Source organism: Clostridium sp. AF32-7AC, from assembly GCF_003477925.1.
In the GTDB taxonomy this organism is placed as follows: domain Bacteria; phylum Bacillota; class Clostridia; order Lachnospirales; family Lachnospiraceae; genus Otoolea; species Otoolea fessa.
The window spans coordinates 912206-925378 of sequence record NZ_QUEG01000001.1; the positions used below are offsets into that span (position 1 = coordinate 912206).

At 45.0% G+C, this 13173-nt stretch carries 8 protein-coding genes; 5 read left to right on the top strand and 3 right to left on the bottom strand.

Annotated features, from left to right (window positions below; translation table 11 throughout):
- Position 1: 1 nt before the first annotated feature.
- The 3 genes from gatA to aspS form a co-directional block, all read right to left on the bottom strand.
- Positions 2-1477, bottom strand: coding sequence for an Asp-tRNA(Asn)/Glu-tRNA(Gln) amidotransferase subunit GatA (gene gatA, locus DWZ45_RS04185; RefSeq protein ID WP_118467729.1), 1476 nt, complete (start codon positions 1475-1477; stop codon positions 2-4).
- 41 nt (positions 1478-1518) lie between these two features.
- Positions 1519-1812, bottom strand: coding sequence for an Asp-tRNA(Asn)/Glu-tRNA(Gln) amidotransferase subunit GatC (gene gatC, locus DWZ45_RS04190; protein ID WP_106999925.1), 294 nt, complete (start codon positions 1810-1812; stop codon positions 1519-1521).
- A 75-nt stretch (positions 1813-1887) separates the two neighbouring features.
- The gene (gene aspS, locus DWZ45_RS04195) at positions 1888-3219 is read right to left on the bottom strand and encodes an aspartate--tRNA(Asn) ligase (protein WP_022360244.1); all 1332 of its coding nucleotides are present in this window, start codon (positions 3217-3219) and stop codon (positions 1888-1890) included.
- A 910-nt stretch (positions 3220-4129) separates the two neighbouring features.
- Here aspS and DWZ45_RS04200 point away from each other — a divergent pair.
- The 5 genes from DWZ45_RS04200 to gmtX all read left to right on the top strand — a co-directional run bounded on the left by DWZ45_RS04200 (position 4130) and on the right by gmtX (position 13027).
- Positions 4130-6229, top strand: coding sequence for a glutamine synthetase III (locus DWZ45_RS04200; RefSeq protein WP_118467731.1), 2100 nt, complete (start codon positions 4130-4132; stop codon positions 6227-6229).
- A 174-nt stretch (positions 6230-6403) separates the two neighbouring features.
- Positions 6404-7828, top strand: coding sequence for an amidophosphoribosyltransferase (gene purF / locus DWZ45_RS04205; protein ID WP_118293519.1), 1425 nt, complete (start codon positions 6404-6406; stop codon positions 7826-7828).
- 312 nt (positions 7829-8140) lie between these two features.
- A complete protein-coding gene (gene gmtY, locus DWZ45_RS04210) occupies positions 8141-9631 on the top strand; it encodes a gamma-mobile-trio recombinase GmtY (protein WP_118467733.1) in 1491 nt (496 codons plus the stop codon).
- Positions 9628-12360 carry a VPA1269 family protein gene (locus DWZ45_RS04215; protein WP_118467734.1) on the top strand — a complete coding sequence of 911 codons (2733 nt, stop codon included), beginning with the start codon at positions 9628-9630 and terminating at the stop codon, positions 12358-12360. Before gmtY ends, DWZ45_RS04215 begins: the two co-directional genes overlap by 4 nt.
- Before the next feature lie 16 nt (positions 12361-12376).
- Positions 12377-13027: a gamma-mobile-trio protein GmtX gene (gmtX, locus tag DWZ45_RS04220; protein ID WP_118467736.1), complete on the top strand. Its 651-nt coding sequence runs from the start codon at positions 12377-12379 to the stop codon at positions 13025-13027.
- Positions 13028-13173 lie beyond the last annotated feature (146 nt).

A 13173-nucleotide genomic window follows, 5' to 3' on the forward strand; every position in this document is an offset into this window, starting at 1 on the left:
CTTATCTGCCCTCCTTGTCTGTCATAACCGGAAGCTTCCATGCACCTCTCGCCTTTTCGTATGCAGATGCCGCGCCAAACAGCTTCTTTTCCTGGAAGCAGTCTGCGATCATCTGAAGCCCGATCGGAAGTCCCTTCGAATCCAGCCCGCACGGAACTGAAATGCCCGGAAGACCTGCCAGGTTGACCGAAACAGTATAAATATCGCCCAGATACATCTTCATCGGATCGGAAAGGCTGTCGCCCAGCAGCGGTGCCGTGGACGGCGCTGCCGGTCCCAGAATGACATCGTATTTCTCAAACGCCTTGTCAAATGCCTGTTTAATCAATGCTTTTGTGCGGAGTGCTTTCAGATAATATGCATCGTAGTAGCCGGAACTCAAAACGAACGAACCGAGCATGATACGGCGTTTTACCTCTGGTCCAAAGCCCTCGGAACGGCTCTTTTTATACATTTCATGTAAATCTTCATATTCCGGTGTGCGGTAACCGTACTTCACACCGTCAAACCGGGACAGGTTGGAGCTTGCCTCCGCCGATGCAATGACGTAATATGCTGGAATCGCATACTCAACCATGCCTAAATCAAAAAACTCCACTTCTGCCCCGCGTTCTTTTAACGCATCAGCTGCCGCCAGAACAGCTTTTTTTACATCTTCATCGAGTCCTTCGCCCAGATAATCGGACGGGATTCCGATCTTCATCCCTTTTACCTCTCCGGTCAGGGCAGCGGTAAAATTGTACGCCTCCCGCTTGACAGAGGTGCTGTCCTTTTTATCATAGGAAGCGATCGTCTCCAGAATTGCCGCGCAGTCTGCGGTATCTTTCGCAATCGGTCCAATCTGATCCAGCGAGGAACCATAGGCGATCAGACCATACCGGGAAACCGTTCCATAGGTCGGTTTGATGCCGGTCACGCCGCAGAAGGAACTTGGCTGGCGGATGGAACCGCCCGTATCTGAACCAAGAGCAAAAAAGGTCTCTCCCGCTGCGACAGCCGCACACGAGCCACCTGAAGATCCGCCCGGTACATGCTCTGTATTCCAGGGGTTTTTCGTCGGTCCAAACCAGGATGTCTCGGTCGTACTTCCCATCGCAAATTCATCCATATTTGTCTTGCCAAGCAGGATCGCACCGGCTTTTTTGAGGTTCAGCGCTGCCTCCGCTGAGTACGGAGGTACAAATCCCCTTAAAATTTTGGAACTGCACGTTGTCTCAATTCCCTCTGTACAAATATTATCCTTGATCGCCATCGGAACGCCCGCCAGCGGTCCGGTCAGGATGCCATCGTCAATCTGTTTCTGGATCTCATCCGTCTGTGCCAGTGCTGCCTCCTCGGTCAGCGTTACATAAGCATGAACTGTATCTTCATATTTATGAATCCGTTCCAGAGATGCCTGTACCGCCTCCCGGACGGAGATTCGTTTTTCTTTAATTTCTTTTCCCAGCTCCAGCGCTGTTAATTCTGAAATTCCCATCCTGATTTCCTCCATATTGCTGCCTGTATCTCTACTTCTTTTTACTCCACTGTCCTAGGCACCTTGTACTGTTTTTCTTTCTGCTCCGGTGCATTCGAAAGCATCGCATCTGATTCATCTCCATTTTCCACGACATCTTCGCGGAACACATTGTGAATGTCAAAGACATGCGACATCGGTTCTACCTCCGAAGTATCAAGCTGATTCAGCATATCGATATACTCAAGCATCCGGCTCATGTCGCTTTTCGCTGCCTCCTTTTCCTCCGGGGAAAGGGAAAGCTTTGCTAAAATACCAACATAATCAATCATTTCATCGTCTATTTTCACTGCCATAAGTTCTGTTCCTTCCTATTATAATGTGTGTTATGGACAAACTCTTTGTTTCATAGGAAATTGCGTCCTGTCACGTTACGGTACCAGACGGCTCATATCTCTCGGGAAGAGCGATACCTCACGGACATTCTCCTCTTCAAGCAGCTGCATCGTCATACGTTCCAGACCGATGCCGAGTCCGCCGTGAGGCGGCATACCGTGTTTGAAGGTGCTTAAATACTGTTCCATTCCCTCGGTATCCATACCGCGTTTTTCAATCTTCTCCATCAACTCGGTGTAGCTGTGGATACGCTGTCCGCCGGTTGTGACTTCCAGTCCCCGGAATAAAAGGTCAAAGCTGAGTGTTACTTTCGGGTCTGTCGGGTCATCCATCGCATAGAATGGACGCTTCTTGGATGGATAATGGGTGACAAACACGAAATCGGCGCCGTACTCTTCTTTAAAGTAGCGTCCAATCAGGTGTTCTTCCTCCGGCTCCAGATCGTATGGGTTTTTGATCTGGGTTCCATATTTTTCGGAGGCAAGGCGTTTCGCCTCGGTAAAGGTCACTGCCGGAATCTTCTCTACTTCCGGAAGTTTGACTTTAAGGATTTCCAGCTCCGTGGAATATTCCTTCTTTAAAATTTCCACCATATGCTGAAGAAATCCGGTTTCCATCGCCATGATATCGGTAAAATCATCGATATATCCCATCTCAAAATCCAGTCCGGTATATTCGTTTAAATGGCGTTTCGTGTTATGCTTCTCCGCACGGAACACCGGACCAACCTCCATCACACGGTCAAACACGCCGACCATCATCTGTTTGTAAAACTGCGGACTCTGCGCTAACACCGCCGGGCGGTGAAAATAATCGAGTTTAAAGACGTTTGCTCCGCCCTCGGCTCCTTTTGCTCCGATCTTCGGGGAATGAATTTCCGTAAATCCTTCTCCATGCAGGTACTCCCGGAATGCCCGTGCGATTCCTTCCTGGATTCTGAAACGTGCGCGCTCCCGAAGGTTGCGGAGTGTCAGAGAACGCATATCCAGTTTGGCTTCCAGGGATGCGCTCATTTTCCATTTTGATACGGCAATCGGCATCGGTTCTTCCGGTTTCGAGAGGATCCGAACACTCTTTAAACGAAGTTCCATGCCTCTCGGCGCCCGCTCTTCTTTTCGGAGAACACCGGAAACTTCTACGAATGTTTCTTCTCTTAATTCAGCAAAATCCGCGTCGGTCACACCTTTTTCATAGACAGTCTGCAGCACGCCGTCACGTTTCCGGAGAATCACAAATGCGATATCGCCCATGTTGCGGACACTCATGATCGCGCCGTTTACCTTTACTTCCCGTCCTTCCATACCGTCTGCAAACACGGCTGCCAGATCCAGCACTTCTTTTTCCTTTTTACCTGTCATAAATTCCATCGCTGTTTCCTCTCTTTCTCTGCTTTTTGATATGTCCGGGACGGGAATAATGAAAAAGAATGTGCCTTGGCACATTCTCGCGCCGAGCGCGGTCGCTTGCGACAAACTACATCTTCGCGCGAGGGCGCATCATTGGCACGTTAGTGCCTTTTTGTGTAATAGGGGATTCCAAGGAATTTCCTATTACACAAAAAGTCCCGGAATGACGTTCACTCACATCATTCCGGGACGGGATATTCCCGCGGTACCACCCGCATTTAAAAAGAAACGATTGTTTTTCTTTTTACTCTTTCGCTGCTTAACGCGCAGTCACGTGATGACCTACCTGCGGCGGCTGGCGGGGTGTCCAGTGTCGCTCTCAGTCATCCGGCTCCGGAGTGTTCCCTATTGTCCCGCTCTCTCCTGACACGGCTCTCAGCCGGTGGCCGCGTCTTTCTGTCGGATTCTTCGAAACAGAGTCTCCATCTTTGCCTTTTAAAAAAGTGGGCACGAATACCATGATTATCATGGCATCCTTGCCCACCCCGTTGGATTCAATTTTTTATGTTCAAACTATAAACTATTTTTCTGAGTTTGTAAAGAGGTTTTTTAATTTTTTTTCACGCAGTAATTCTGTATGGAATATGTCGGCTTCGCTGACCAGTATCACGCGCCAAGTCTCACAGATGTTCGACTTGAATAGAAGAAATCTTGTACAATATTCTCCCTTGAAACATTTTTTCAAAATTCGTGTGCAAATTGTATTGACATTCAGAATTTTTCGTGTATACTACTACACATAAAAGCAAGGGCGCTTCGAGATGATCGAGGTGCCCTTTTCTTTATGTAAAATGTGTCAGAGCACATTCATCTTACGTAGATTTAATCATCACAAAATCGCAGACATAAAACCTGAAAGGAGACATGAGTTATGAAAAAAAACATCCCTGAACTGTATGGAAGTCTTGTATTCAACGACAAAGTCATGAAAAGCAAATTGCCGCGAGATGTTTATAAGGCACTCCGCAAAACGATTGAAAATGGCAGCCATCTGGATCTCGATATTGCAAATGCAGTCGCAGTTGCAATGAAGGAATGGGCAGTTGAAAATGGTGCAACTCACTTCACACACTGGTTCCAGCCGATGACCGGCATCACTGCTGAGAAGCACGACAGTTTCATCAACCCGGTTGGCAATGGCGAAGTTATCATGGATTTCTCCGGCAAAGAGCTGGTAAAGGGCGAACCGGATGCATCCAGTTTCCCATCAGGCGGACTTCGTGCCACCTTTGAGGCAAGAGGTTATACAGCCTGGGATCCAACCTCCCCGGCATTTATTAAAGATGATACACTCTGCATTCCGACCGCATTCTGTTCCTACAGCGGCGAAGCACTTGATACCAAAACCCCCCTTTTGCGTTCGATGGAAACCATCAACCGCGAGGCGCTGCGTGTCCTGAAGCTCTTCGGAAATGAAGATGTGACCCGCGTTGTCTCCACCGTTGGTCCGGAACAGGAGTATTTCCTGGTTGATAAAGAACTGTTTAATAAGAGAAGCGATTTGAAGCTCTGCGGAAGAACTCTGTTTGGCGCACCAGCTCCGAAAGGTCAGGAAATGGATGACCACTATTTCGGCGCTCTCCGTCCGAGAGTTTCCGCTTTCATGAAAGAACTGGATGAAGAGCTCTGGAAGCTCGGTATTCCGGCAAAAACCAAACACAACGAGGTAGCTCCGGCGCAGCATGAACTTGCCACCATCTACACGACTACCAATGTGGCAGTTGACAACAACCAGCTCACTATGGAAATCATGAAACGTGTGGCAGAGAAACATGGCCTTGTGTGCCTGCTCCATGAGAAACCATTTGAGGGCATCAACGGAAGCGGTAAACACAACAACTGGTCTTTATCGACCAACACCGGCGAAAACCTTCTTGATCCGGATCGCGATCCGGCAAAGAACTTACAGTTCCTTCTCTTCCTGTTCGCAACGATCAAGGCAGTCGATGTCTACGGCGATCTGCTCCGCGTATCAGTTGCAACTGCTGGAAATGACCACCGTCTGGGCGGTAACGAGGCACCGCCAGCTATCGTGTCTATGTTTATCGGAGATGATCTGGAAGCAGTTCTCGATATTGTGGAAAAAGATCTCGAGTCTGAGGCAAAAGAAGTCCAGACCATGAAGCCGGGCGCAAAGGTTCTGCCGCACTTTATCAAAGATACAACCGATCGCAACCGTACTTCTCCGTTTGCCTTTACCGGCAATAAATTCGAGTTCCGTATGCCAGGTTCCGCTCTCTCTGTATCGGAACCGAACATTGTCATCAATACAGCCGTAGCTGAAGTTTTAGGCGAATTTGCAGACCGTCTGGAAGGTCTTTCAGGCAAGGCTCTGGAGGCAGAAATCCATCTGCTCTTAAAGGAAGTGCTGCGTGATCACCGCCACATCGTATTCAACGGCAACGGTTACACCAGCGAATGGGTAGAGGAAGCTCACAAACGCGGACTCTTCGACCTGCCGAGCTGCGCAGAGGCATTTCCGCGCCTGATTGCTGAGAAAAACGTAGAACTGTTCCTGAAACACGGCATCTACACCAAGGAGGAACTCTTCTCCCGCTACGAAATCAAGGAAGAGAACTACATCAAGACCATCAACATCGAGGCAAAGACGATGCTTTCGATGATGAAGAAGACCTTCCTGCCGTCCGTCCTCTCCTACTGCAAGGAGCTGGCTGAAACCGCCGCAAAGACAAAGGCAATCCTGCCGAACGCACCGATCAGCGCCGAGAGCAAACTGCTTGAGAAGCTGTCCGGTCTCTACACCGAGATTTCCGAGAAAACCGAAGCACTGGCAGAGGCTGAAAAAGCGGCAGAATCCATGGAAGATAATATCGAGAAGGTTACATATTTCCACTATACGATTCTTGCCAAGATGGATGACTTGAGAAGCAGCGTTGATACCGCAGAAGCCCTGATTCCGGATTCCTTCCTGCCGTATCCGACTTACGATGAACTTCTGTTCTCCGTATAATCTGACATGTCAATATTATGACTTGATTGAAAAATCGAGAAAAATGTGTTATGATTTGGCTGCAAAATATTGGTATATTGTCTTTTATACTGATATTTTGCAGTCAATTTTGGGTTCTTATCCCTGTTATTTTCTTATCATTCAGGTATCTTGAATACAAAGGAGGTTTATATCATGAGGGAGTCACTCACATACGAAACCGGACTTCGTGAGGAATGCGGCGTATTTGGAATGTTTGACCTGGAGGGCGGCGATGTTGCCAGAGATATGTACTACGGACTCAGCGCACTCCAGCACCGCGGTCAGGAGTCATGCGGCATCGCAGTCTGTGACACGAACGGCCCAAAGGGCGTTGTCAACTGCTACAAAGGGCTGGGACTTGTCAATGAGGTATTTCATGAGGAGACGTTAAAACGCCTCGGCGGCAATCTGGGAGTTGGTCATGTTCGCTACTCCACAACCGGTTCTTCTACCATCGAAAACACACAGCCACTGGTACTTAAGTATTTTAAGGGAACACTCTGTCTGGCGCACAACGGAAACCTGGTAAATGCGTTTGAGATGCGCCGCCAGCTTGAAGAAACCGGCGCAATCTTCCAGACGACGATGGATTCAGAGGTAATCGCATTCCACATCGCCAGAGAACGTCTGGCTGCCCCGACCGCTGAAGAGGCAATCAAACGGACCGCGGCAAAAACACGTGGCGCTTATGCCCTGATTATCTCCAGCCCGCGCAAGCTGATCGGCGTTCGTGATCCATTTGGTCTGCGTCCTCTCTGCCTCGGCAAAAAGGGAAATGTCTGGATCATGGCATCGGAAAGCTGTGCCATCACCTCGGTCGGCGGCGAATTTATCCGTGATATCGAACCGGGTGAGATCGTGACCATCACCCGCGACGGCGTTTTTTCTGATAAAAGCCTGCAGCAGGAAAAACGGGCGCACTGCGTTTTCGAATACATCTATTTTGCCCGCCTCGACAGCCACATCGATGATGTGAGCGTCTATGAGGCTAGGCTGCGCGGCGGCGCTGCTCTCGCACGTTCCTTCCCTGCCGATGCCGACCTCGTCGCCGGTGTACCGGATTCCGGTCTGACCGCCGCGATGGGATATGCGAAGGCATCCGGCATTCCATATGAGATTATTTTCCATAAAAACAGCTATGTCGGCAGAACTTTCATCAAACCGACCCAGGAAGAACGCGAAAATAGCGTCCGGATCAAGCTTAATATTCTGGAACCGGCTGTCAGGGGAAAACGCATTGTCCTCGTCGATGACTCCATCGTGCGCGGTACGACGATGAAAAACCTGATCCGCATGCTCAAAAAAGCCGGGGCGAAGGAGGTTCATGTGCGCGTCAGCTCCCCGCCATTCCTCTTCCCCTGCTATTTCGGCACCGATGTCCCCTCCAATAAACAGCTCATCGCCAGCAGTCATTCCGTCGAAGAAATCTGCCGGGAGATCGGTGCGGATTCGCTTGGATATATGCCGGTTGAAGATCTCGAGGAGATGGCAGGCGGACTGCCGCTCTGTACGGCATGCTTCACCGGAAACTATCCGATGGATGTGCCGGATGGGGAGATTAAGGATGCATTAGAATAAATATTTCGCAAATGAAAAAGAATGTGCCTTGGCACATTCTCGCGCTGAGCGCGGTCGCTTGCGACATGTTTCTGCTTCGCGCGAGTGCGCATCATTGGCACGTTAGTGCCTTTTTGTGTAATAGGGAATTCCAAGGAATTCCCTATTACATAAAAAAGGGCTCTCACCGTTATATAAGGTAATATTTTTATAATCAAACTATGTATAAAGGTACTATATCATCAAGATATAGTGCCTTTTTTATATATACATATAATATAGATTATGGTAATATAAATAATATAATAATCAATCTATATGGATGGATAAGAGATGAATTATGTAAAAGTATATACAAAGACATACAGAGATAATTCAGCAAGGTACATAGAACTGCCATCTCTTTTGATAGAGCAAGATGGAGAGACGCAGATATTTGAACAGCTACTGCGTTATCAGATCAAGTATAGCCATAAGAGTAGGACTTGGCATAATAAGCTCATACAGGCTGTTGGATTGCTATTTGATTACATGAATGCCAATCCCAACAACTATGTATCTGCCAAAGACTTCTTTGAGCTGTTTGCAGAAGCGATATATTCAGGCACTATCGATGAAGAAGGGAATGATCCTTCGGGTTTATACTGGCTTCCCAAAAAGGTACAGACAGCCAATACCCTACTATCATCATTAAGCGACTTCTCAGACTGGCTGTATATCAACTACAAGACGGAACAGCTTAATCCTTGGAGAGAAGCCACAAGGTATGAGGAACGTCTTAAATATATGGCTCTGATCAACAGAAGTGAGCGTTCATTCTTGGGACACCTTGATGATATCCATGACATTTCTGAAACGGCTAAAACAGTAAGAAATGTTGTAACTCACAAAAACCCTTATGCGGTGCGAAATGGCACAAAGGCTTTTCCAGAGAACAAAATAGAAAAGCTACTTAGAGAAGGCTTTAAGAAAACACGCAAGGGCTATGAATTAGATTTAATAGATGGTTATAACTGGAGAGACATAGCAATCACTATACTTATGCATTACGGAGGTCTGCGTCATAGCGAGTCTTTTCATTTGTGGGTGCAGGATGTTATCCCTGATCCAGAAGATCCGGACATGGCAATAGTAAGGATTTATCACCCATCAGAGGGGAAAGCTCCTCATGATTTCAAAAACCCAAGCACCGGTAAATATGTAACAGACAGGGCATCATACCTGAAACTAAAATATGGTCTTATACCACGCAATCAGTACGCTTCTTCCAACAAGAGGTTTGCAGGATGGAAGAATCCAAGGCTTGATGATGAGGACAATATGTACATGAATGTATATTGGTTTCCAAGAGAAGCTGGCTATGTGTTCATGTATGTATGGAAAAAGTATTTGCAGCAGCGAATCAGATATGGCATTAAGGACACCCATCCGTTTGCGTTTGTGTCATTTGATCCAAGATATTTGGGCGAAATGATGCCTGTCAGAACACAGACAGAAGCTCACAACAAAGCCTGCGAAGCAATAGGGCTTGAAGTATCAAAGTTTAATGGAACAAGTAATCATGGTCACAGACATTCTTATGGTCAAAGGATGAAGAATGCAGGCATAGACAAGAAAGTGCGACAGGTTGCTATGCACCATAAGTCAGAAGAATCACAGAATGTTTACACTGAGCCTACAGTTACAGAAGTTACAAGTGCTCTTAGCCAAGCTACAAGCACACTAGAACAGGGCATGGTTCTTCCAATGAAGACAGAGATTGATTCATGGTATGAGGAAGAAAAGAAAATAACTAAGAAATACATAATGGGGAAGAACAAATGACTAAATACGACAGCAAGACTAAATATAAGATCATTGAGGAGGTGTGCAACGGCAAAACATCCATGGATATCCAGCGTGAATATGGCATATCAGCTGTAACAGCAATTAACTGGCTTCGTACTTTTGCTGAAAATGGACTGTTTAAAGGAGATAAACTCACACCAAAAGATTGCGCTAGGCTTGAAAAACTACAGGAATCCGCAAAGAAGCGTGAACTTGAAATGCGATTCCATGGAACAACCACCAATGAGAGTTTTGAGTGGCTACTTGAATATGATCCCAACCTTGCCGAATGGAAAGAGTATGCTGAGGAATGGATAAAAACAGTAGTTAGAGGAAAACACCAAGTTTTAAAGGCATTATCCAACTTCTTTAAAAAATACATAATAACAATGAATCTGACACGCTCAGTTCAAGAATTTGTTTCAAAAGCCTATGAAGTACCTGATTTCTACGAGATTTTATTTTCTGAACGAGGAAGCCAACTCCATGCCTTGAATGAGGCTAAAAAGCTCGTTGTTTTTATCGACTGGATACTTGAAGAAAAGTTTTCTGTTGAAGATGATTATGGCAAGAAGCTGATACCTGCCGAGTTCCATAATCCATTGGAACAGTATTTGCCAGATCATGTAGAACATTCTAAAAGAAGTGAATCCGATAAGAACGTACTGCCTTATCGCTACATAAAAGAACTTCGCAATCTTCTAGTTCCTTCTGATGCAACATACTTTAAAGACTTGACACTTGCACAGGAGCTTACGGATTCAGAAAGGTCTGGTGGTGACTGGTTCATCGTTGACAGATATCTGATTGATAAGAATGATCCTGACTGTGTTTTCAGAAAAAGAAAAGCATCACCTTATGAGATAAAAACAAAAGGCTATAACGAATATGTTTACGAAATGTGGTGTCCTGCAAGAACTATCTGCTTATTAACAAAGCTGATGCTTCCAATCCGTACATACCAGGCAAGAATGCTTGATAGCGGTGAAATGGATACTTTCAAATATATTCAGAAGGATAAGTATAAATATGGTGAATGGGTTATAAACGATTCTCCTTTATCACAGGGAACCGAAAGAAAACCTTGTGAAAAAGGTGTGTTGAGAAAGTTTATTGATCCTACTACAAACCTCGAAATGACAGGTTTTTTCATCAATACCAATAAAACAGCAGACATCAATAAAGATGAAGCTGACAAAGGCTATAACATGCCATGGCAGTATGAAGAAATGCAGTATTGGCTCGCAAAGTTAAGAGACTGGCAGCAAAAGTACAATTTTATCTCAAGACCTACTGCATGGACTGAATTGACGGCAACTCAATTAGGATGCACAAAAGACATAAGAATCCTAAAAGCTATGGGAACCGCTGATTTCTTATTTAGAGATGCTGCAAGTGAAAACAAACAACTCCCACTAAGGGAACTAGCATTACACCCTTTATGGTACAAACTGCTCCAATGTCTTGAACAAAAAGTAAATAAGAATGCAACTACCGAAGCTGAACAAAATCTAAAATTTGTTCATGACGATTCGGATATAACCACTTATTATCCTCTTCATTCGCTTCGAGTATCCCTCATTACGGCGTTTGCACTTGAAGGCGGTGTGCCAATGCCTGTGCTTTCAAAATGCATAGCAGGCCACGCAAGGCTTGTTATGACTCTGTATTACACAAAAATGGGTATCTCCTACATCACTGATACCATGAAAAAAGCTGATACAGAGATACTAAAGCAGGATCAGGAATCATTTGAGAGGTTTATCAAAGATGCTAAGTATAAGCAATTAGAAATAGGCTCTGCTGTTAATGATACGGCTGCGTATGACGCCGTTTTAAACGCTCAAAAGTCAAAAGCAAGCATTGTTATGTCCGACAAAGGAATATGCCCTAAAGGCTGCTTTGGATGTGATACAGGCGGTACTTATGTTAATGATGATACTGACAAGGTAACATACGGCTCAGTGCAGGGATATCCTGCTCATAACTGTGTCCGTTGCAGATGGTTTATCACAGGCCCTGCCTTCTTACCGGGACTTGTAAATCATTTCAATGTATTAAGTTATGAGATGTCTGAAACATCCAAAAGAGTTACCAGATATCAGAAAGAATCCGAGGAACTTGAAAACAGTAAATACGAAGCTGAACAGCATGGGGAAATCTTTGAGCAGTATGAAGAACTCCTTAAATACGATCAACTCTTACAACAGGAACTACAAAAGGGCGATGATATAGCAAACAACCTAAACGCTACACTAAGACTTATTGATAAGTGCCAAAAGATATCCAAAAGTGGAAATGACAATGATTCAAGCTCCACACAGCTTGTACCTGTTGGAACAGTTCAAGATGTTGGTTTCTTACTTGAATCAGAAGCTGACGAGATGTATCAGCTACAAGCAATATGTAACGGAGCAGAATTATTCCCTGAGACAGATGCAAGCAAAGCTTTACTGAAAAGATCACAGATAATAGACATGACGCTGTTGTTCAACAAAAAGCAGCCAGTAATGTTCACCTTGTCTGATGAAGAACAGCTCCTTGCAGGAAATCAGTTCATGAGGCTGCTTATCAAAAGAGCCGGAAGTCTTAAAGAGGCAATTCCTTACGCTATCGGCAGAAAAAAGCTTGAAGAAATCGGCATTCACAACGAATTTGAAAAAGAACTGAAAATCATGAGATATGACGCACCTTTAAAGCTTCTATCCACTAATAATGATGCCTAATTTGAGAGGTAATAGAATGAGTAATGTACATCCAGACGAATTATACGAACAGCTATGCGAGAATGCTACAAGCAGAAAGAAGAAAACGCTCACTCTTGTGCATGAAGTATGCAAAAAGCAGAGTGAATCAGATGTGAAAGACTTTTCTCTTGGTACTATTGCAGGTCTTATGGCTGAGAAAGGTGGTTTAAGTGAACAGGCTTTGCGAAACAAAAACGCAGAGCCTTACAGACTCCTTATCAGTAGGTGGGCTGAGTATTCTAATACAACCACAAAAAAGCCCAAGAAAAAGGCTATAACAACGCTTAACGATGAGATACTGTCACAGATCTCTGAGCCAACTGTCAAAGCTCTTGTAGGCATGATAGTTGCCGAGAACAAGAAGCTTAAAAATGAAAACAACATGCTCAAGAATCAGACCTGCATCACAATAGACATGCGAAATCAGAAAAACGCAACATCTCCAACCTCAGATGTGGTCGTAGTATCTGCACTTGATAATCTGACTGAAACAGAGATCGATGCATTAAAAGATGCTATTTCAGACAGTTTTTTCAAAGACAGAGGTTGGACTACTGACGAACAGGGACGAGTTAAGGAAAAAGGATATCCAGTATATAAAACCGGATATGTTACTGCTATAAAAAAAATACTTGAAGAAGTATAGTCATAAAAAAGAGCATTTATAACCATAAAGTTATAGATGCTCTTTTAGTTTGATTATATAGTTTGATTATATGTAATCAAACTATTTTCCGCTTAATATAAGGCTTTATTGATATTTATTATACTATTTACCTTATATTCGCATAG

Excerpts from the sequence above, each read along its gene's own strand:
- gatA (WP_118467729.1), bottom strand. The coding sequence starts at position 1,477 with ATGGGAATTTCAGAATTAACAGCGCTGGAGCTGGGAAAAGAAATTAAA.
- gatC (WP_106999925.1), bottom strand. The coding sequence starts at position 1,812 with ATGGCAGTGAAAATAGACGATGAAATGATTGATTATGTTGGTATTTTA.
- aspS (WP_022360244.1), bottom strand. The coding sequence starts at position 3,219 with ATGGAATTTATGACAGGTAAAAAGGAAAAAGAAGTGCTGGATCTGGCA.
- DWZ45_RS04200 (WP_118467731.1), top strand. The coding sequence starts at position 4,130 with ATGAAAAAAAACATCCCTGAACTGTATGGAAGTCTTGTATTCAACGAC.
- purF (WP_118293519.1), top strand. The coding sequence starts at position 6,404 with ATGAGGGAGTCACTCACATACGAAACCGGACTTCGTGAGGAATGCGGC.
- gmtY (WP_118467733.1), top strand. The coding sequence starts at position 8,141 with ATGAATTATGTAAAAGTATATACAAAGACATACAGAGATAATTCAGCA.
- DWZ45_RS04215 (WP_118467734.1), top strand. The coding sequence starts at position 9,628 with ATGACTAAATACGACAGCAAGACTAAATATAAGATCATTGAGGAGGTG.
- gmtX (WP_118467736.1), top strand. The coding sequence starts at position 12,377 with ATGAGTAATGTACATCCAGACGAATTATACGAACAGCTATGCGAGAAT.